This window comes from Candidatus Microbacterium phytovorans (assembly GCA_029202445.1).
Taxonomy (GTDB): domain Bacteria; phylum Actinomycetota; class Actinomycetes; order Actinomycetales; family Microbacteriaceae; genus Microbacterium; species Microbacterium phytovorans.
Genome location: CP119321.1, coordinates 1,266,604 through 1,286,918, shown reverse-complemented (window position 1 = coordinate 1,286,918; position 20,315 = coordinate 1,266,604). Strand labels below are relative to the sequence as shown.

At 71.2% G+C, this 20,315-nt stretch carries 17 protein-coding genes; 10 read left to right on the top strand and 7 right to left on the bottom strand.

The genetic code is table 11. From position 1 onward, the window contains the following. Positions 1-81 precede the first annotated feature (81 nt). From P0Y48_06175 to P0Y48_06165, 3 genes are read left to right on the top strand one after another with little or no spacing between them, the layout of a single operon-like run. Positions 82-561, top strand: a complete 480-nt coding sequence (locus P0Y48_06175; protein WEK14774.1) for a hypothetical protein — start codon at positions 82-84, stop codon at positions 559-561. After that, the gene (locus tag P0Y48_06170; GenBank protein ID WEK14773.1) at positions 561-1,466 is read left to right on the top strand and encodes an FAD:protein FMN transferase; all 906 of its coding nucleotides are present in this window, start codon (positions 561-563) and stop codon (positions 1,464-1,466) included. Before P0Y48_06175 ends, P0Y48_06170 begins: the two co-directional genes overlap by 1 nt. Continuing rightward, positions 1,463-3,016 carry an RnfABCDGE type electron transport complex subunit D gene (locus P0Y48_06165; GenBank protein WEK14772.1) on the top strand — a complete coding sequence of 518 codons (1,554 nt, stop codon included), beginning with the start codon at positions 1,463-1,465 and terminating at the stop codon, positions 3,014-3,016. Before P0Y48_06170 ends, P0Y48_06165 begins: the two co-directional genes overlap by 4 nt. Positions 3,017-3,027: 11 nt before the next feature. Here the strand turns inward: P0Y48_06165 and P0Y48_06160 are convergent, their stop codons facing one another. Both P0Y48_06160 and P0Y48_06155 read right to left on the bottom strand, forming a co-directional pair. Continuing rightward, positions 3,028-4,551: a HAMP domain-containing sensor histidine kinase gene (locus tag P0Y48_06160; protein WEK14771.1), complete on the bottom strand. Its 1,524-nt coding sequence runs from the start codon at positions 4,549-4,551 to the stop codon at positions 3,028-3,030. Next, positions 4,551-5,285, bottom strand: a complete 735-nt coding sequence (locus tag P0Y48_06155; protein ID WEK14770.1) for a response regulator transcription factor — start codon at positions 5,283-5,285, stop codon at positions 4,551-4,553. The genes P0Y48_06160 and P0Y48_06155 overlap by 1 nt, the downstream gene beginning before the upstream one ends. A 234-nt stretch (positions 5,286-5,519) precedes the next feature. Between P0Y48_06155 and P0Y48_06150 the strand changes: the two genes are divergently transcribed. Both P0Y48_06150 and P0Y48_06145 read left to right on the top strand, forming a co-directional pair. Beyond that, complete coding sequence (locus tag P0Y48_06150) at positions 5,520-7,010, top strand: ABC transporter permease (GenBank protein ID WEK14769.1); 1,491 nt, start codon at positions 5,520-5,522, stop codon at positions 7,008-7,010. A 40-nt stretch (positions 7,011-7,050) separates the two neighbouring features. Further along, a complete protein-coding gene (locus P0Y48_06145) occupies positions 7,051-7,776 on the top strand; it encodes an ABC transporter ATP-binding protein (protein WEK14768.1) in 726 nt (241 codons plus the stop codon). A gap of 27 nt (positions 7,777-7,803) precedes the next feature. Here P0Y48_06145 and P0Y48_06140 read toward each other — a convergent pair whose 3' ends face one another. Together P0Y48_06140 and gndA are read right to left on the bottom strand one after the other, a co-directional pair. Further along, entirely contained in the window at positions 7,804-8,241 is a 438-nt protein-coding gene (locus P0Y48_06140; GenBank protein WEK14767.1) for a VanZ family protein, read from the bottom strand. A gap of 44 nt (positions 8,242-8,285) precedes the next feature. Further along, positions 8,286-9,692 carry an NADP-dependent phosphogluconate dehydrogenase gene (gene gndA / locus P0Y48_06135; protein ID WEK15026.1) on the bottom strand — a complete coding sequence of 469 codons (1,407 nt, stop codon included), beginning with the start codon at positions 9,690-9,692 and terminating at the stop codon, positions 8,286-8,288. 158 nt (positions 9,693-9,850) lie between these two features. On the opposite strand from gndA, the gene P0Y48_06130 reads away from it, so the two are divergent. Beyond that, positions 9,851-10,378, top strand: coding sequence for a gluconokinase (locus P0Y48_06130; GenBank protein WEK14766.1), 528 nt, complete (start codon positions 9,851-9,853; stop codon positions 10,376-10,378). Here P0Y48_06130 and P0Y48_06125 read toward each other — a convergent pair. Further along, positions 10,363-10,485, bottom strand: a complete 123-nt coding sequence (locus P0Y48_06125; GenBank protein WEK14765.1) for a hypothetical protein — start codon at positions 10,483-10,485, stop codon at positions 10,363-10,365. The two genes, P0Y48_06130 and P0Y48_06125, sit on opposite strands and share 16 nt — an antisense overlap. A 240-nt stretch (positions 10,486-10,725) precedes the next feature. Between P0Y48_06125 and P0Y48_06120 the strand changes: the two genes are divergently transcribed. Next, positions 10,726-11,355: a 50S ribosomal protein L25/general stress protein Ctc gene (locus P0Y48_06120; protein WEK14764.1), complete on the top strand. Its 630-nt coding sequence runs from the start codon at positions 10,726-10,728 to the stop codon at positions 11,353-11,355. 102 nt (positions 11,356-11,457) lie between these two features. Beyond that, complete coding sequence (pth, locus tag P0Y48_06115; protein ID WEK14763.1) at positions 11,458-12,042, top strand: aminoacyl-tRNA hydrolase; 585 nt, start codon at positions 11,458-11,460, stop codon at positions 12,040-12,042. An 18-nt stretch (positions 12,043-12,060) separates the two neighbouring features. Here pth and P0Y48_06110 read toward each other — a convergent pair whose 3' ends face one another. Beyond that, positions 12,061-13,143 carry an alcohol dehydrogenase catalytic domain-containing protein gene (locus tag P0Y48_06110; GenBank protein ID WEK14762.1) on the bottom strand — a complete coding sequence of 361 codons (1,083 nt, stop codon included), beginning with the start codon at positions 13,141-13,143 and terminating at the stop codon, positions 12,061-12,063. Positions 13,144-13,320: 177 nt separating this feature from the next. On the opposite strand from P0Y48_06110, the gene mfd reads away from it, so the two are divergent. Beyond that, complete coding sequence (mfd, locus tag P0Y48_06105) at positions 13,321-16,917, top strand: transcription-repair coupling factor (protein WEK14761.1); 3,597 nt, start codon at positions 13,321-13,323, stop codon at positions 16,915-16,917. Positions 16,918-16,948: 31 nt separating this feature from the next. Continuing rightward, complete coding sequence (locus P0Y48_06100) at positions 16,949-17,548, top strand: gamma carbonic anhydrase family protein (GenBank protein WEK14760.1); 600 nt, start codon at positions 16,949-16,951, stop codon at positions 17,546-17,548. A gap of 13 nt (positions 17,549-17,561) precedes the next feature. Here P0Y48_06100 and P0Y48_06095 read toward each other — a convergent pair whose 3' ends face one another. Next, the gene (locus tag P0Y48_06095) at positions 17,562-20,246 is read right to left on the bottom strand and encodes a phosphoenolpyruvate carboxylase (protein WEK14759.1); all 2,685 of its coding nucleotides are present in this window, start codon (positions 20,244-20,246) and stop codon (positions 17,562-17,564) included. Positions 20,247-20,315 lie beyond the last annotated feature (69 nt).

The following is a 20,315-nucleotide window of genomic DNA, read 5'->3' as shown; positions in this document are numbered from 1 at the left end:
AGACGCCGGAAGGGTCGGCGCGGATAGCGTGGGTCTCGCCCCCCGCAGAACGGGTGGGGCACGACAGAAGGAGGACCAACCATGATCCGCACCACCGCCGTTCCCCGCCAGCTGCGCATGGGCGCCGCCGCGGCATCCGTCCTGGGTATCGCCGTCCTCGCCGGATGCGCAGGCACCACGAGCCCGACGACCACGGGTGACGCCGACAGCGGCACCTCCAGCACCGAGGCCGGAACCGACTCCGGCGCCTCGTCCGGTTCTGCGACCTACGCGGACGGCACCTACACCGCCGAGGGCTCCTACGCGACGCCCGAGTCGGTCGAGACGATCAGCGTCACCGTCACGCTGGCCGACGATGTCGTCACCGCCGTCGAGGTCACGGGTAACCCCACCAAGCGCGAGTCCGAGCAGTACCAGTCGCAGTTCATCGGCGGGATCCAGGCGGAGGTCGTGGGCAAGGACATCGACGAGATCTCCGTCTCTCGCGTGGCGGGCTCCTCGCTCACCAGCGGCGGATTCAACGAGGCGATCGACGCGATCAAGGCCGAAGCGGCCGCCTGATGGGCGGCGCAGCCGATGCGCGGTGGGAGTTCACCGCCATCGGCACGTCCTGGGAGATCTCGACGCCACGACCGTTGTCGGTCGACGCCCGGCGCGCGGTCACCGCGATCATCGACGATTTCGATCGCACGTGGTCGCGGTTCCGCGACGACTCGGTCGTGCGCTCTCTGGCGACGCGGGGCGGAGCGGTCCCAGTGCCGCCTGACGCGGCCGCGATGCTGGGTGCGTACGCGGAGCTCTCGGATGCCACCGAGGGGGCGATCAACCCGCTCATCGGCGACGCCCTCGCCCTCCGCGGCTACGACCCTGCGTACGGCTTCCTCGACGCGGGTGCTCGCCCCGCGCCCTCGAGGTGGCGCGAGCAGCTCCACTGGGACGATGCCTACCTGCGGCTGAGCGAGCCCGGGACGATCGACGTCGGCGCGATCGGCAAGGGACGCCTCGTCGACCTCGTCGTCGCCGAGGTCGAGCGGTGGGTCGCGGTCGAGGCCGAAGGGCGGATGCCGGGTCGCATCGTGGTCGACGCGAGCGGCGATCTCGCGGTGCGCGGTGGCGTGCACGAACCGCCGGAGCGGATCGGTCTGGAGCACCCCTACGACGCGCGGCGCGCGATCGGCGTGTGGGATGTGGCGGATGCCGCGCTGTGCGCCTCGGCGACCAACCGGCGCGCGTGGGGCGATGGTCTCCATCACGTGCTCGACGCCCGCACCGGGGAGCCCGTGCAGACGATCGCGGCGACGTGGGCGGTCGCGCCGCGCGCGATGACGGCGGATGCCGTTGCCAGCGCGCTCTTCTTCGACGGCGGACCCGCCCTCGCCCACGCGTGGGGAGTGCCGTGGGTGCGGATGACGACCGATGGCCGCGTGGAGTGGTCCCCGAACTGTAAGGCAGAGTTGTTCTCGTGATCTCATCGCTCACCGCCGCCTGGACCCGCGTCTTCGCGCTCATCGGCCGGATCTCCATGTATCGCCTCGTCGTCTGGGCCCTCGTGGCGCTGGCGGCCATCGCGTTCGTCGAGTCGTTCTTCGGCGTCCTCGCCCCGACCCCGTGGGAGTTGCTGGCCGCGTGGGCGGTGCTCGGGCTCGCGTGCGTCGCGGTGGATGCGCTCGCGCACCGACTCCTCGGCAAGGCATGGCGATGGGAGTCCACTCTCATCACGGTGCTGATCCTGCTGTTCGTGCTGCGCCCCACCCTCGATCCCCTCGGACTCGTCGGTCTCGCGGTGGCAGGCGCCGTGGCATCCGCGTCGAAGTACGTGCTCGCCTGGCAGGGACGCCACATCTTCAACCCGGCGGCCGTCGGGGCGACGTTCCTCACGGTGCTGAGCGTCTGGGTGCCGGAGCTCGGCGCCTCCGCCTGGTGGGTGGGCTCCCCGTATCTCGCGGCGCCGGTGATCGTCGCCGGGTTCCTGGTGCTGTTCCGCACCGAGAAGCTGCGCGTCGTGCTCGTGTTCCTCGTGGTCGCCGTCGCGGTCGCCTTCTTCCGCACCGCCAGCCAGTATCAGACGGCAGGGCTCGCGTTCGACGCCGGGACGGTCTTCTGGCAGCTGCTGTGGTCCTCGCCCTTCCTCTTCCTCGGCGTGTTCATGCTCTCCGAGCCGCTCACCCTGCCGCCGCGCCGCTGGCAGCAGTTCGTCGTGGCGGCGATCGTGGGCGTGCTGGCGGGCTGGCCCATCGACGTCGGTGGCGTGAGCCTCGGCCAGGAGCGCGCCCTCCTCATCGGGAACCTGGTCGCCTTCGTGTTCGCGTTCCGCTCCGCCGTGCGCCTCACGCTCGTGGAGCGCATCGCACTCACCCCGACCGTCCGGGAGCTCGTCTTCCACGCGCGACGCGGGTTCCGGTTCTCCGCCGGTCAGTACCTCGAGCTCGAAGTCGCTCACGCGCACGCCGACGCCCGCGGTACGCGCCGCGAGTTCAGCATCGTGTCGGCGCCCGAGGAGCTCCCGACCGTGCGGATCGCTCTGCGAGAGGGCTCCCAGTCGAGCTACAAGAAGGCCCTCGCGCGTGTCGAGCCCGGTCAGTCGCTCCCCGTGACCGGGGTCTGGGGTGACTTCGTCCTGCCGTCGAAGCCCACCAGCCCGGTGCTCATGGTCGCGGCCGGCATCGGCGTCACGCCGTTCGTCTCGCAGCTGCGGCATCTACGACTGTCCTCCGACGACCGCGACGTCGTGTTCGTGTATGTCGCGTCGGGTGCCGAGGAGCTCGCCTTCCGCGACGAGCTGGAAGCATCCGGAGTGCCCGTCGTCGTCTTCACGCGCGACGAGCCGACCGACCTTCCCGCGCGCTGGCGATGGGCACGCGGCGTGCGCCTGGATGCCGAGGGTCTCCTGCAGGTGGTGCCCGACATCGCCGAGCGCCACGCCTACATCTCCGGTCCTCCCGCCCTGATCTCCGAACTCGCCCCCGCCCTGGAGCGCGCCCGGTCGATCACGACCGACGCCTTCTCCGGCTACTGAGCGAGCGCGGGTCAGGCGGGATCGGCGGGGCGAGCGGGCAGTCGCACCTCGAACGTGGTCGATCCGGGCTCGCTGTCGACGGTGATGGTTCCGCCGTGCGCCGACACGATCGCCTTCGCGATCGACAGTCCGAGGCCGGTGCCACCGGTCTGCCGCGCGCGCGAGGAGTCGGCGCGGGCGAACCGTTCGAAGAGCTCGTCGGCGACCGCCGGGTCGATGCCCGGGCCGTCGTCGTGGATGCGGAGCACCGCTTCACCCTCGTCGAGGGCGACCGTGGCGGTGACGCGGGTGCCGGCGGGGGTGTGCACCCGCGCATTGGTGAGGAGGTTCGCCACCACCTGGTGCAGCCGCGCGCCGTCGCCGGCGACGACCACGGGCTCTTCGCCCACCTCCACGACCCATTCGTGGTCGGCGCCGGCCACCTGCGCGTCGGAGGCCGCCTCGATCGCGATGCGCGTGAGGTCGACCGCGCCGTAGACGAGCTCCTTGCCTTCGTCGAGCCGCGCCAGGAGCAGGAGGTCTTCGACGAGGGTCGTCATCCGCAGCGAGGCCGCCTGAATGCGCTCGAGCCCCTGTTCGGACTGCTGGGCCGCGGCCTCCAGGTGCGCCTTGGTCGTGCGAGGCTGCTGCGTGGCCTGTCCGAGAGAGCGCAGCGACAGCTCCGAGTACCCGCGGATGGCCGCCAGCGGCGTGCGCAGTTCGTGACTGGCATCCGCGACGAACGCGCGCATGCGCTCCTCGTTGCGCTGGCGTGCCGCCAGCGAGGAGTCGACGTGGTCGAGCAGGGTGTTCAGTGCCGCGCCGACGCGCCCGATCTCGTCGGAGTCGTCGGCCTCCGCGGCGGGCACCCGCTCGGTGATCTTCACGTCACCGGATGCCAGGGGCTGCGATGCGACGCGGGCGGCGGTGTCGGCGACGACGCGCAACGGCTTCAGGGCCTGTTGGATCACGACGGCGATCACGGCGGCCAGCACGAGAAGGCCGCCGAGCGTGAGGAGCGTGACGGTCGTGAGGATCTGGCCGATCGTCGAGACGAGCTCCGAGGTCGGCATCCCGACGGCGTACGGCACGCTGGACGGCCCGCCGGGGACACGGATGCGGTAATCGCCGACGCCCTCGACGGTGGCGTCGCCCCAACCCTCGCGGTCGACGGTGTTCCCGATGCTCGTCAGCACGTCGCGCACCTCGTCGTCGGTGAGCGCGATCGCGGCGTCGTCGTTGCCCACGTACGCGCCGGTCATGCCCGAGAAGTTGTTCAGGATGAGGAGCGTCCCGACCTCCTGGCGCCCCTCGTTGAGCACGTCGGAGGCGGTGCCGGTGGGGCTCAGGTGCACACGCTCGGCCGCCGAGGTGACCTGCGCGTCGAGGTTCTCGAGCATGATCGAGCGGAGGATCGTGCCGGTCGCGAAGCCGATCGCGACGAGGATGAGCGCGACCAGCGAGACGACGGCCACGATCAGCCGGGTCTGCAGGCTCCAGCGGCTTCGCGCCCGAGTGGGGGAGGCGGCGGTGGGTGCGGGGGTCTCCGAGGTCATCACTGGGGGGCTTTGATCATGTAGCCGACGCCCCTCACCGTGTGGATGAGGGGATCGCGCCCGGCGTCGATCTTCTTCCGGAGGTAGGAGATGTAGAGCTCGACGACGCTCGAGCGGCCCCCGAAGTCGTAGTTCCACACCCGGTCGAGGATCTGCGCCTTCGAGACGACGCGGCGCTGGTTGCGCATGAGGAAGCGGAGCAGTTCGAACTCCGTGGCCGTCAGCTCGATCTGCGCGTCGCCCCGCTCGACCTCGTGGGAGTCCTCGTTGAGGGTCAGGTCGCCCACGCGCAGGATGGGGTCGGCGCCGCCTGCCGTCGCGGCTCCCGCGCGCCTCATCAGGCCGCGAAGACGTGCCACGACCTCCTCCAGGCTGAACGGCTTGGTGACGTAGTCGTCGCCGCCCGCCGTGAGCCCGGCGACGCGGTCTGCCACGGCATCCTTCGCCGTGAGGAACAGGACGGGCACGTCGTTGCCCGCGTGCCGCAGCCGCTGGAGCACCGACATGCCGTCGAGGTCGGGCATCATGATGTCCAGCACCAGGGCATCGGGGTCGAAGTCGCGCGTGACCGCGAGCGCGTCGTAGCCCGAGCCGGCGGTGCGCACGTCCCACCCCTCCATCCGCAGCGCCATCGACAGCAGGTCGGTGAGCATCTGCTCGTCGTCGACGACGAGCACGCGCAAGGGAGAGCCGTCGGGGCGGCGCAGAGCGGGGGTGGCGGCAGGAGCGGTCATGGCATCCATTGTGGACCTGTAGCTATGCGGTTCCTATGGGGTGAGCTATGCGTGCTCTGTGAATACCGTCGGGTATCCACGGGTCGCGCGACGCGAGCGCCCGGTGCACCCTCATAGCTTCCCCATAACGCCGCCTGAACTCTCTCAGAAGCGTCGTCCTTAGCGTCGGGATGCCGGCGAGCGCCCCCGTCCATGGAAATCCCTCCAGCGGGCGTCAGGCCGAGAAGGAGACCCATGTATTGGACGTATCTGCGCCGTGAGCTCTCGGGGCGCAAGAAGCAGACGGCGATCGTCGCGACGGGCTTGGCCATCGCGATCGCCCTCGTCATCATCGTGAACGCGCTCTCGGCGGGCGTGCGCGACGCGCAGGCACAGGCGCTGGAGTCGGTGTACGGCGTCGGCACCGACCTCACGGTGTCCGGGGCGCAGACCGAGCCGGGGGAGGGCGGCGGCCGCGGCGGTCCGCAGTTCGACTTCGGCGACGACGACGGGGCGACCGGCGACGACGGCACGACGAGCCTGAGCCAGTCGCGCCTGATGACCGATTTCCTCCGCGGCACGATCGACGCGGCGACCCTCGAGACGGTCGCCTCGATCGACGGTGTCGCGGCCGCTTCGGGCGCGCTCAGCCTCACCAACACGACGTTCGACGGGGAACTGCCGCAGCGGCCGACGGATTCGGGTGATGCGGGGACGGATGCCGGCACCGCCGACGGCGGTCAGATGCCGGGGCAGGGCGAAGAGGGAGGCGCCGGCTTCGGCGGCGGCTCGTTCAACGTCGACTCCTTCAGCGTGCTCGGCGTCGAGGCCGCCGACACCACGGTGGGCCCGCTGTCGGCCGTCTCGGTGACCGACGGCCGCGCACTGACCGACGCCGACGCCGGCGCCTTCGTCGCTGTGCTCGACGCGTCGTATGCGTCGAGCGCGGAGCTCGCCGTGGGGGACACGATCGACGTGGGCGGCACGGCGTTCGAGGTGGTCGGAGTCGTCGCGTCCACGTCGGCGGAGGCCGACACCGCCGCGAACGTCTACATCCCCCTGGATGTCGCACAAGACCTCTCCGGCGCCGGCGACGTCGTCTCGACGGTCTACGTGCAGGCCGCGTCGAGCGATCAGATCGGTGCGGTGCAGGCGGCGCTGGAAGACGCCCTTCCCGACGCGACGGTGAGTTCGCAGTCCGATCTGGCAGCGTCGGTCTCGGGGTCGTTGGCCAGCGCTTCGTCGCTCATCACGAGCCTCGGCACGTGGCTGTCGATCATCGTGCTGGCGGTCGCCGTCGCCCTCGCGGTGCTCTTCACGATCTCCGGCATCTCCCGCCGAACGCGCGAGATCGGCACGCTGAAGGCGATCGGCTGGTCCAACGGTCGCGTCGTGGGACAGGTCGCCGGCGAGTCCGTCGTGCAGGCGCTCCTCGGCGGCGTCATCGGCGTCGCCCTCGGTCTTGCCGGCGTGCTCGCCGTCAACCTCATCTCGCCGACGATCTCGTCCGCTCCGGCGAGCGACGCGACGACCGGCCCCGGCGGTGGCGCACGCGGCGGCATGGGCGGCTTCGGCGCCCAGCTCGCCCAGTCCAGCACGGATGTGGTCCTCAGCGCTCCGCTGTCGGTGTGGATCGTGCTGGTCGCGCTCCTGCTCGCCGTCGCCGGCGGGCTCGTCGCCGGTGCCTTCGGCGGCTGGCGCGCCGCCCGGCTCAGCCCGGCCGAGGCCCTCCGTGCCGTCGGCTGACCTGCCCCGCCCGACCCGACTTCCCCAAGGAGAGACAGACATGACCATCGTCGAGCAGAACACCCCGGATGCCGTTCCGACCGAGACCGTTCCCGCCTACCGGCTCACCGGGATCACCAAGACCTATGCGCAGAAGGGGCGTGTGGTGCAGGCGCTCAAGGGCGTCGACGTCGAGATCGACGCGGGCGATTTCGTGACGATCCAGGGGCCGACGGGCGGGGGGAAGTCGACCCTGCTGCAGCTGCTGGGAGCGCTCGACAAGCCGACCGAGGGGCACCTGATGATCGGCGACACCGACCTCGCGCAGGGGTCGTCCGCCGATCTCGAGCGGGTGCGCGCGCGGGAGATCGGATTCGTCTTCCAGGCGTTCAACCTCATCCCGACCCTCACGGCCGCGGAGAACGTCGACATGGGCCTGGAACCGCTCGGGCTCCCTCGCGCCGAACGCGACGTGCGCGTGGTCGATGCGCTGGTGCGGGTGGGACTCGCCGAGCGCGCCGATCACCGTCCGGGCGAGCTGTCGGGAGGTCAGCAGCAGCGCGTGGCGATCGCCCGCGCGATCGCGAAGCGCCCGCGCGTGCTCCTGGCCGACGAACCGACCGGCAACCTCGACGAGTCGATGCGCGATGACATCCTCGCGGTGCTCGAAGAGCTGAACGCCGAGGGGCTCACGCTCATCGTCGTGACGCACGACTCGGCGGTGGCCCACCGCGCGCGCCGTCGCCTCCGACTGGACAAGGGCACGATCCGCGACATCACCCGCTGACGCCGCGGGAGGACGCGCCCCCGGTGATCAGCGCCGGGGGCGCGACGGCGCCAGCAGGAACGCCAGCAGCAGCATGAGCAGCATCCCGACGATCGCGCCGAGCGTGTTCGCGGCGAGGTCGCGGACGTCGGCGACCCGCGAGTCGAGGAACAGTGCCTGTGCGGCTTCGATCACGCCGCTGGCGAGGAGGCCCAGCACCGGCGCGGTCCACCAGCCGCGCACGCCGAACCACAGCACCGCGAATACCCCGAGCGGCACGAACATCGCCACGTTCGCGGCGAACTCCACCCGGTCGAACGTGATCCAGGCGGTCGACGGACGCTCCGCGAACCACGCAAGCAGGCGATCGAGGGCGTAGGAGATGTCGGAGCCGTAGGGTCGCACACGCAACGTCATCCACGCGATCGCCCAGAGGTACACGCCCGAGAGGCCGGCCAGCACGACGCGTGCCGCCGTGCGGTGCACGCGCAGCGCGGCCGACTCTCGCGACGCCGGCGCGACGTCGGAGCTCAGTGCGTGTCCTCGGCCTCGACCTCGCTGCGATCGCCCGACCACAGCGTGTGGAACGTGCCGGCCTTGTCGGTGCGACGGTACGTGTGGGCGCCGAAGAAGTCGCGCTGGCCCTGGATGAGGGCGGCGGGCAGGCGCGCCGCGCGCAGGCCGTCGTAGTAGGCGAGCGACGACGAGAAAGCGGGGGCGGGGATGCCGGCGCCGGCGGAGATCTGGACGATCTCGCGCCACGCGTCCTGGGCGCGTCCGAGCGCCTCGACGAAGTAGGGCGCCGTGAGGAGCACGGGGAGCTCGGGCGCGGCGTCGTAGGCGTCGGCGATGCGGTTCAGGAACTGCGCGCGGATGATGCACCCGCCGCGCCAGATCTTCGAGACGGCGCCGAGGTCGATGTTCCAGCCGTACTGGGCCGCGCCCGCACGGATCTCGTCGAAGCCCTGCGAGTAGGCGACGATCTTGGAGGCGTAGAGCGCCAGGCGCACCTGCTCGATGAAGGCATCCACGTCGGCGACCGTGAAGTCGTCGGAGGACGGACCGGGAAGTGCGCCGGACACGTCGCGCTGCTCGCGGTGGCTCGAGAGCGAGCGGGCGAAGGTCGCCTCCGCGATGCCCGAGACCGGGACGCCGAGGTCGAGCGCGGTCTGCACGGTCCACGCGCCGGTGCCCTTCGCGCCCGCCTCGTCGACGATGACGTCGACGAGCGGGAGGCCGGTCGCGGCATCCGTCTGGCGGAGCACCTCGGCGGTGATCTCGATGAGGTACGACTCCAGCTCGCCGCGGTTCCATTCGGCGAATATGTCGGCGATCTCGGCGGGCGACTTGCCGGTGCCGCGACGGATGAGGTCGTACGCCTCGGCGATCAGCTGCATGTCGGCGTACTCGATGCCGTTGTGGACCATCTTCACGAAGTGGCCCGCGCCGTCGTGACCGACGTGCGTGACGCACGGCTCACCCTCGGCGACGGCGGCGATCGACTTCAGGATCGGGCCGAGGGTGACCCAGGCCGCGTCGGGTCCGCCGGGCATGAGCGAGGGGCCGAGGAGAGCGCCCTCCTCACCGCCCGACACTCCCATGCCGACGAAGTTGAAACCGGCCTCTCCGACGGCCTTCTCGCGCCGGATGGTGTCGGTGAACAGCGAGTTGCCGCCGTCGATGATGATGTCGCCCGGCTCGAAGACCGACATGAGCGAGTCGATCACCGCGTCGGTGGGGCCGCCGGCCTTCACCATGATGATCGCGGTGCGCGGCTTCTGCAGCGACGCGGCGAACTCCTCGTACGAGAAGGCCGGGACGAACTCCGCCTCGGGGTGCGCGGCGATCAGCTCGTCGGTCTTGGAACGGCTGCGGTTGAACACCGCCACGGTGTTGCCCTCGCGGGAGGCGAGGTTGCGGGCGAGGTTCGACCCCATGACGGCGAGTCCCACGACTCCGATGTTGGCTGCGGGCTGCACGGCTTGTGACACAGGGGACTCCTCGGAGAAACGGTGGAGGGGATTCACTTCCCAGCGTAGTCCGATGCGGCGCGTGGCGTCGCCGCGTGACGACGCCCGCCATAGGGTCGGAACGGATGCCGCCGCCGGCGGCGCAGGACGGAGCGGTCGTGAGCAGGATCGTGGTGATGGGCCCGAGCGGATCGGGAAAGTCGCTCGTGGGGGCGGCGCTGGCCGCCCGGTTGCGCTCGCACTTCATCGACGGCGACGACCTGCACCCGCGTGTGAACGTCGCGAAGATGGCTGCGGGCACGCCCCTGACCGACGACGACCGCGCTCCCTGGCTCGATGCCGTGGCCCACGCGCTCGTGCACCAGGCACCCGTCGTCGTGGCGTGCTCGGCGTTGCGTCGCTCCTATCGCGACCGTATCCGTGCATCCTGCGCCGATGCCTGGTTCGTCGAACTCGTCGTGCCGCAGACCGAACTGCGCGAGCGGATGTCGCGTCGCGACCACTTCATGCCCGCGTCGCTGCTCGACTCACAGCTCGCGACGCTCGAGCCGCTCGCGACCGACGAGGCCGGCATCCGCGTCGCCAACGACGCCCACCTGGAGTCCGTCGTCGCGCGGATCGCGGGAGTGCGGGACGCTCAGTCCTTGCGGTAGCCGGCACGGCCGAGCGACCACAGCGCTCCGACGGCGCCGAGCGTCGCGCCCACCGACATGAGACCGATCAGCCACAGGAGTGCGTGCGACATCCAGCCGTAGTCCATGGGTCCTCCTCGTTCGGGGAAAGGGCGCGTCACCATGCTACCGGTGGCGCTGGTAGACTCGGGCACGTACTTCGGCGAGGGATGCTCCGGGCATCCGTGATCGACGCGGTGATACGGCTCCGAGATTCTGCCTGGCGGCTTCCGCCGGTGGTCCGTGGCTTTCCTCACGCGCCGGCGTTCGAGTCGAATCCACAGACCCCACACCCGAGCCCCTCCGGGCTCTTCGCAAGGAGAATCATCATGTCGACCGAAATCGACTCCAAGGTCATCGCCGAGGCGCGCGAGAACTTCGGCAAGGGCTTCGCCCGCCGTCTGCGCGCTGCGGGCAAGATCCCCGCCGTGCTCTACGGTCACGGCACCACGCCCGTGCACGTCGCGCTCCCGGGCCACCAGGTCTCGCTGCTCGTCCGCCGCGCCAACGCGCTGCTCGAGCTGCAGATCGACGGCAAGGAGCAGCTCGCGCTGGTCAAGGACGTCCAGAAGGACCCGGTGCACCAGATCATCGAGCACATCGACCTCCTCGTCGTGAAGAAGGGCGAGAAGATCCAGGTCGACGTCCCCGTTCTCGTCGAGGGCGAGCCGTTCCCCGGCACGATCGTCAACCTCGACAGCACCACCGTGTCGCTCGAGGTCGAGGCCACCCACATCCCGCAGCACGTCGTCGTCGACGTCGAGGGTCTCGAGGAGGGCACGCACATCACGGCCGCCGACCTCACGCTCCCCAAGGGCGCGTCGCTGGTCACCGACGGCGAGGTGCTCATCGTCGCGATCTCCGTCCCGGCGGCGACCATGGCCGAGGTCGACGAGATCGAGGCCGCTGACGAGGCTGTCGCCGAGGAGCAGGCCGAGGCGGCCGAAGAGTCCGAGTAAGACTCGCGACCGCGCGCACGGCGCCGGTCTGTGAACACTCAACGCGACGCCCGTCGCCGCCGATACTGGTGGCGGCGGGCGTCGTCGTCGGAAGGGACACCCATGGCAGAGACCTGGCTGGTGGTCGGCCTCGGCAACCCCGGGCCGCGGTACGAGGCGACGCGGCACAACGTCGGTCAGATGGTGGTCGCCGAGCTCGCCGCGCGGCGGTCGGAGACCCTGCGTGCGCACAAGGCGAACGCGCGCGTCGCGGAGGCCTGGCTGCGACCGGGCGGACCGAAACTCGTGCTGGCGACGCCGAACTCGTTCATGAACGTGTCGGGTGGTCCGGTGTCGTCCCTGGCGCGCTTCTATGACGTGCCGGCCGAGCGCGTCGTCATCGTGCACGACGAGCTCGACATCCCGTTCGACACCGTCAAGCTGAAGACCGGAGGCGGTCACGGCGGCCACAACGGCGTCCGCGACGTCGCGAAGGCGTTGAACACCCCCGAGTTCCCGCGCGTGCGCGTCGGCATCGGCCGTCCGCCGGGCCGTCAAGACCCGGCCGACTGGGTGCTCGACCCGTTCTCGGCCGCCGAGCGCTCCGCGCTGCCGAGCCTCATCGGAGACGCTGCGGATGCCGTCGAGCTGCTCGTCGGCGAAGGGCTGCTCGCGGCTCAGCAGCGCTGGCACGCACCGCGCGGCTAGCAGGCTGATGGCGCCGCGTCAGGGGCGGACGGCGATGCGCGTCGCCCCGGCTGCGGGTGCGTCGAGCGCGCGCGGCGCGTCGGCGAACGCCACCGTCGCGCCGACGAGACCCGCGAGCAGATCGTGGTCGGCGCGTTCGAGGAAGCGCACGGCATCCACGAGGTGTTCGGGCCGATAGCCGTCGACACCGCGGATCGTCACGAGGCGTTCCGCGAGGGAATCGGCCGAGACGGGCACCGGCGGGGCATCGGCTGCGCCGCCCGTGACGATGACGACGCCGCCCGTGCCGGCGGAGGCGACGACGCTGCCCACCGCGTCCGTTTCCCCCGACAGTTCCAGCCCGACCCGGAACCCGCCGGGTGCTCGCCCGGGCGGGTGGGCGGCAGTGGCGCCGAAGGTGCGCGCGAGGTCGCGGCGACCCGGCTCGGGGTCGACGGCGACGACGCGCGCGCCGCGTTCGTTCGCCATCGCGATCGCGGTGAGGCCGACCACGCTGCACCCCGACACGAGGACGGTCTCGCCAGCGAGCGGACGGATGCCTTCCGCGGCGTCGATCACCGCTGCTGCCGTCGCCGTCGCACCAGACGCGGGCGCGAGGACCGCCGCCGGGATCCAGTCGCGCGCGCGAACGATCGTCGTGCGGGCGAGCAGGTGGACGTGCGTCGCGAGACCGCCGGAGAGTTCCCACCCGCGCCGGACGCGTTCGTGGCCGTACCGCTGGGGGCGCTCGCACTTCTGCGGCAGTCCTTCCAGGCAGAGCGCGCACTCCCCGCAGTCGACCGTGGCCCCCCAGACGATGCGGTCGCCCACCGTGAGAGGAAGTCCGTCGTAGGTCGCCCCGGGGGCGCCGGGGCCCTGCGCGACGATGCGTCCGACCTGTTCATGGCCGAGGACGTGGGGAAGCTGCGCCCGGTGCCCGAAGGCCGTGCGGAGGTCGCCGTCACTCACGGTCGTGAGCTCCACTTCGACGAGAAGCTCGCCTTCGCGGAGGGTGACCTCCGTGACCGCGATGCACTGCACGGGAAGGTCGGCACCGACGAACGCCCACGCCTCGGCGGCCGGCGCCAGGGCCACGCGGACACCCGCTGCGGTCTCGGTCATGGTTCGACGGCTCATGGGTGCGGGGCTCTCCGTGGGAGGGGGTGCGACGTGCAGGTCGCCGCGCCGCGCAGACCGCCACGGTAAGCAGCGCGCGTGACCGCCCGGTGAACGCCGAGCGGATGCCGGATGTCGCCCGGGGGACGACTGCACCGATCGGCCCGGCCGTAGACTGGACGGATGACAGTCGCCGGGATCGTTCGCGCCCTCGCACCGTCCGAACCCTTCGCCGCGGCGCTCCGAGGCAGTCGCCGCGACACCGACTTCTCGGTCGTCACGGGACTCGACGCCCCCCTCCTCGCCGGGCTCCTTGACGCGCGCCGCGCGAACGGGTCACCGGCGTCGCTGCTCGTGGTGGCCCCGACGGGTCGTCGAGCCGAAAGCGTGGGCGCCGCGCTCGAATGCCTCATTCCCGACGCTGTCGTCGTGCAGTTCCCTGCGTGGGAGACACTGCCCCACGAGCGGCTCAGCCCCAGCCCGGAAACGGTGGGCAAGCGCCTGGAGGTGCTGCGCCGCGCCGCCGCGTGGGACGGCGCGGCTCCGCTCGTGGTCGTCGCATCCGTGCGTGCCGCGCTGCAGCCGATCGCGGCGGGCCTGACCGATGCCGGGAGCGTCGAGCTGGTCGCGGGGGAGCGCGGGCACGATCTGGATGCCGTCGTGCGACGCCTCGTCGAGCTGGCCTATCACCGGGTCGACATGGTGTCGCGTCGTGGCGAGTTCGCGGTGCGCGGTGGCATCCTCGACGTCTTTCCGCCGGCCGCCGATCACCCGGTGCGCGTCGAGTTCTTCGGCGACGAGGTGGATCAGATCCGCGCGTTCTCCGTCGCCGACCAGCGCTCGCTGCCGGGCGAAGTGCGCGGGGTCACGCTCATCCCCAGCCGCGAGTTGCTCCTGACCCCCGACGTGCGAGAGCGTGCCGCCGCGCTCCGCGACCGGTTCCCGGGCCTGCGGGGCATGCTCGAGAAGATGAGCGAGGGCATTCCCGTCGAGGGGATGGAGTCACTCCTCCCGGTGGTGGCAGACGGCGTCGTGCCGCTCGTGGACTACCTGCCGCGCGGCACCGCCACCGCGCTCCTCGACCCCGAGCGCGCCGTCACGCGCGCCATGACGTTGGGCGAGACCAACCAGGAGTTCCTCGAGGCCGCGTGGAGTGCGGCGACGGCGGGTGCCGACACGCCCGTCGATCTGGGCGCCGGCGACTTCCTGACTCTTCCGCAGCTGCACGAGGCGACCGCCGATCGTGACGGTGTGTGGTGGACGCTGAGCGCGTTCGACCCCGGGTTCCACGCTGCCGACGCCGACGTCTCCGACCTCGTCGAGGCGGCGGGCGTCGTACGCGTGGAGGCCTCTCCGGTTCCCTCGTTCCACGGCAACGTCGATGGCGCGACGGGGCACGTCGCCGACCTCCTGGCCGACGGATGGCGCGTCGTCGTCGCCGCCGGCGGTGCGGGGCTCGTCGACCGGGCGCGCGACGTCCTCGCGGAGCGGGGCCTCGCCGCGCGCACCGTCGACGGTCTCGACGACGCGCCCGAGCCGGGCGTCGCCGTCGCGGTCGTCGCGACCCTGGAAGCCGGGTTCGAGGACGAGGCAGCGAAACTCGCCGTCCTCACCGAGGCGGAGTTCTACGGCCGGACCATCGGCTCGGACTCCCGCGTCGTGAAGAAGCTCGCCTCGCGCCGTCGCAACGTCGTCGATCCCCTGCAGCTCAAGCCGGGCGACGTCGTCGTGCACGCCACGCACGGCATCGGCCGTTTCGTCGAACTCGTGCAGCGCGAGGTATCCACGGGCGGACGGAATGCCGTGAAGACCCAGCGGGAGTACCTGGTGCTGGAGTACGCGCCCTCCAAGCGCGGCTACCCCGGCGACAAGCTCTTCGTGCCCACCGATCAGCTCGACCAGCTGTCCCGCTACGTCGGCGGCGAGGCCCCGACGCTGTCGAAGATGGGCGGAAGCGATTGGGCGGCCGCCAAAGGCAAGGCGCGCAAGGCGGTGCGCGACATCGCCGTCGAGCTCGTCAAGCTGTACTCGGCGCGGATGGCCTCGAAGGGTTACGCCTTCGGCCCCGATACGCCGTGGCAGCGCGAGCTCGAGGAGGCGTTCCCGTTCGCCGAGACCCTCGACCAGCTGCAGACCGTCGAGGAGATCAAGGCCGACATGGAGCGGCCGATCCCCATGGACAGGCTCCTCAGCGGCGACGTGGGCTTCGGGAAGACCGAGGTCGCCGTGCGTGCGGCCTTCAAAGCCATCCAGGACGGCAAGCAGGTCGCGATGCTGGTCCCGACGACGCTCCTCGTCAAGCAGCACCTCGAGACGTTCACCGAGCGTTTCGCCGGGTTCCCCGTGAAGGTGCGGCCACTGTCGAGGTTCCAGACCGACAAGCACGCGCGCGACACGATCGCGGGCCTCCTCGACGGCACCGTCGACATGGTGATCGGCACCCACCGCATCCTCACCGAGAAGGTCGTCTTCAAGGACCTCGGCCTCATGATCATCGACGAGGAGCAGCGCTTCGGCGTCGAGCACAAGGACCAGCTCAAGAAGCTCAAGACCAACGTCGACATCCTCGCGATGAGCGCGACCCCGATCCCGCGCACACTCGAGATGGCGGTCACCGGCATCCGAGAGATGTCGACGCTGCAGACACCGCCGGAAGACCGGCATCCCATCCTCACCTACGTCGGCCCGCGCGGCGACAAGCAGGTCGCGGCCGCGATCCGGCGGGAGCTCCTGCGCGAGGGCCAGGTGTTCTACGTCCACAACCGCGTGCAGTCGATCCAGCGCGTCGCGGCTCAGCTCTCCGAGCTCGTCCCCGAAGCGCGCATCGCCGTCGCGCACGGTCAGATGGGGGAGCACGCCCTCGAAGAGGTCGTTGACGGCTTCTGGGAGCGACGGTTCGACGTGCTCGTCTCGACGACGATCATCGAGACCGGCCTCGACATCTCCAATGCGAACACGATCATCATCGATCGCGCCGACAAGTACGGCCTGAGCCAGCTGCACCAGCTGCGCGGCCGCGTCGGGCGTGGGCGCGAGCGCGCGTACGCCTACTTCCTGTACGACGAGATGAAGCCGTTGAGCGAGACCGCCGCCGACCGTCTGGAGACGATCGCGGTCAACAACGACCTCGGATCGGGCATGCAGGTCGCCCTCAAAGACCTCGAGCTCCGCGGCGCCGGGAACCTGCTCGGCGCGGAACAGGCCGGCCACATCGCCGGCGTCGGGTTCGACCTCTACCTCCGCATGATCGGCGAAGCCGTCGCGACCTTCCGTGGCGAGGAGACGGAGGGGCCCGCCGAACTGCGGCTCGAACTGCCCGTCGACGCGCGCATCCCCGAGACGTACATCGACAGTGAGCGGCTGCGGCTGGAGGCGTACCAGAAGCTGTCGGCCGCGGCATCCGTCACGGCGTCCAACGACGCCATCGACCTCGTCGCCGAGGAGCTCCACGACCGCTACGGCACGCCCCCGGCCGACGTCGAAGGGCTCTTCGCCGTTGCCAGGCTCCGCCGACGCGCCGCGCAGTCGGGCCTCACCGACGTCGTCGCCATGGGACCGAACCTGCGCGTCGCGCCCGCCCGACTCCCCGACTCGCTGCGGGTGCGACTGCAGCGGCTCCACCCGAAGTCGAAGGTTCTCTCCGGCGGCGAGGCGATGATCGTGCCGCTGCCCACGGCGGGTGGGGAGCCGGTCGCCGAAGCCGACCTCCTGGCGTGGACCCGTCAGCTGCTCGATCAGCTGTTCCCGCTCCCCGAGAAGGCCGCTCCGGTCGACGCCTGACCCGGACGGGCCGTAGGGATACGCTGACGGCATGCGATTCGAGCACCTCGGGGCGCAGCCCCGCATCCACCCCGACGCCGTCGTCGCCGAGACGGCGGTCGTGTCGGGCGACGTGACGATCGGCGCCGGATGCCAGGTGCTCCACGGCGCGGTGATCACGGCCGACGGCGGGGCGGTGACCCTCGGCGAGCACGTCATCGTGATGGAGAACGCGCTCATCCGCGGGGCGGCGGCCCATCCCGTCCACATCGGGTCGCACGTGCTGGTGGGTCCGATGGCGAGCATCTCCGGCGCGACGGTCGAGGACGAGGTGTTCCTCGCCACCGGGGTGCGCATCTTCAACGGCGCGCGGATCGGCACCCACAGCGAAGTGCGCATCAACGCCGTCGTGCACCTGCGAACGGTGCTCCCGCCCGAGACGGTCGTGCCGATCGGCTGGGTCGCCGTCGGTGCTCCGGCGCAGGTGCTTCCGCCCGATCGTCACGACGAGATCTGGGCGCTGCAGCACGACCTCGACTTCCCGGGCTATGTGTTCGGGCTCGACCGCGGGACGCCCGACCTCATGGTGCAGCTCACCGAGCGGTACGGATCGTCGCTGGCCCGCCACGCCGACGACCGACGCGTGGACTGACGCGTCGGGTCGCTCAGCCCGTGTTCTGCAGGCCGGCCGCGACGCCCGACACCGACAGGAGGAGCAGCCGCTGCCACTCCGGCGCCGAGGTCTCCTCCGAGCGCAGGACCCGCAGGGCGCGCAGCTGCAGGAGCGAGAGCGCATCGACGTACGGGTCGCGCATTTTCACCGCGCGCTGCAGCACGGGTCGGTTCGACAGCAGCTCGTCGCCGCCCGTGATGCGGACCACCCACGAGCGGGTGAGCTCCATCTCGGTCATGACCAGCTCGGCGAGATCGTCGCGGTCGCCGAGGTCGAGGTAGCGGCGGGCGATCCGGGTGTCCGCCTTCGCCAGGCTCATGCCGACGTTGTCGATCACGGTGCGAAGCAGCGGCCACTCCTCGTAGGCCTGCCGGAGCAGGTCGACATCGCCGACGGCATCCAGTGCCGTCCCCAGCCCGAACCAGCCGGCGAGGTTGATGCGCGCCTGCGACCACGCGAACACCCACGGGATCGCGCGGAGGTCTTCCAGCGACTCCACCGACAGCCCGCGGCGGGCGGGACGGGACCCGAGCGCGAGCAGTCCGATCTCCTCCATGGGCGTGACCGTCGCGAACCACGGGGCGAAGCCGGGCGCCTTCACGAGTGAGAAGAAGCGCTCGCGCGACGCGGTGTCCATCGTCGCCGCGACGCCGGCGAACCGCTCCGCGGCGTCGCGGTTGCGACGCTCGATCGACGGCGCCGAGGCCAGCAGCACGGCGGCGGCCACTTGATCGATGTGGCGCATGGCGATCGCCGCGTCGCCGTAGCGGGCGAAGATGACCTCGCCCTGCTCCGTGAGCTTGAAGCGGCCGTCGACCGAATGCGGCGGCTGGGCGAGGATGGCCGAGTTGGCGGGACCGCCGCCGCGTCCGAGGGCGCCGCCACGGCCGTGGAACAGCGTGAGACGGATGCCGACCTCCTGCGCCCACGCGGCGATCTCCGCCTGCGCTTCGTACAGGGCGAGGTTGGCGGCGACGGGGCCGACGTCCTTCGACGAGTCGGAGTAGCCGAGCATGACCTCCAGGCGTCGGCCCGTGGCCTCCAGCCGGGCGGCGAACTCGGGCTGCTGCACGACTTCGGCCATGATCCCCGGCGCGGCCTGAAGGTCGGCGAACGTCTCGAACAGCGGGATGACGTCCAGCACCGGCGGGGTGCCCGACGGGCCGACGGCGTACCGCGCGAGGCGGTGCACCGCGGCGAGATCGGCGGCGGACTGCGTGAACGAGACGATGTACCGCCCCGCCGCGCGCGGGCCGTAGCGTTCCTGCACGTGCGCGATCGTCCGGAAGACTTCGAGCACCTCTTCGGCCTGCGTGCTCAGCGCCCCGCCGGACTCGCCGCCCTGACCCGCGGCCTCGCACTCGGCGAGCACCTTCGCGTGCACAGCGGAGTGCTGGCGCACCTCGAGTTCGGCCAGGTGGAATCCGAACGTCTCGACCTGCCAGATGAGCTGCTGCAGGTGGCCGTAGGCCTGGCGGGCGGCGTGTGCGGCCACGAGGGAGTCCTGGACGGTGCGCAGATCGGCCAGCAGGTGCTCGGGGTCGCGGTAGGCAAGATCGGCGTCGCGGCGGCGCGTGGCGACGAGGCGCCGTGTGATGAGCAGCATCGCCCGCTTGTGCGGTTCGCCGGTCGCGCGCTTGACGGCATCCGTCGCGCCCTCCTCGTCGGCGGCGGCGAGACGCTGGAGGAGTGCCTGCAGCGCCGGGCTCGGCGGGGTGGTGTCGGCGGCGAGGGTGAGGCTGCGGGCGATGCGCTCGGCCGTGCGCTCGAGCCCCAGGAGGATGTGCTCGGCCGCGATCGCCGCCGCCTTCTTCGTGACGGATGCCGTGACGAACGGGTTGCCGTCGCGGTCGCCGCCGACCCACGTGCCCAGGCGCACGAACGGGCGCACGACGGGCGCGCGGTTGCCCGCACCCGGCCCCTGCAGCGCGTCGTCGACGCGGCGGTAGACGTGCGGCACGGCGGTGTACAGCGTCTCGTCGAAGACGGCCATGATGGCACGCACCTCGTCGACGGGGGTGGGCTTCTCCGCGCGCAGCGGTGCGGTGCGCCAGAGCGTGTCGACCTCTTCGATCATCCGGCGCTCGGCGCGGCGTTCGTCGGCACCACCGCGGAGCGCGTCGTCGTGCTCGCCGAGGAGCGCGGCCAGGCGGCGGATGCTCGACGACACGGCGCGGCGGCGGGCCTCCGTCGGGTGAGCCGTGAAGACGGGGTGGAAGCGCATGTTCTGGAGACGGTCCAGCGCCGTGTCGTCGCCCACCTCGGCGGCGAGGCGCACGAAGGCGGCGGCGACCGAATCGGTGACCTCCTCCTTGTCGGGACGCCCGTCGCGCTCCTTCAGCACCCGCACTCGTTGGTGCTCCTCGGCGAGGTTCACGAGGTGGAAGTACACCGTGAAGGCGCGCGCGACCTCGTCGGCGCGCTCGACGGAGAACGACTCCGCGATCGCGGCGGCGCGCTCGAACGCCTCGGGGGAGTCGTCGGTGTAGGCGGCGATCGTCGCGAGGCGCAGTCGCTCGACGTCCTCGAAGAGGCCCGGCGAACCGCTCTCGCGCAGCACCTGGCCGAGGAGTCCGCCGAGCAGGCGGACGTCGGCGCGCATCCGCTCGGGGAGTTCCTGTTCGGCCTCGCCGCGTCCGACGAGGTCGATCGCTTCGGTCCGGGTGAGTTCACGCATGCCTCCACGGTAACGGCACCACGTTTCGTGCTCGTCACGCGTTACGCTGGGAGAAGGTGTGCCGGGAAG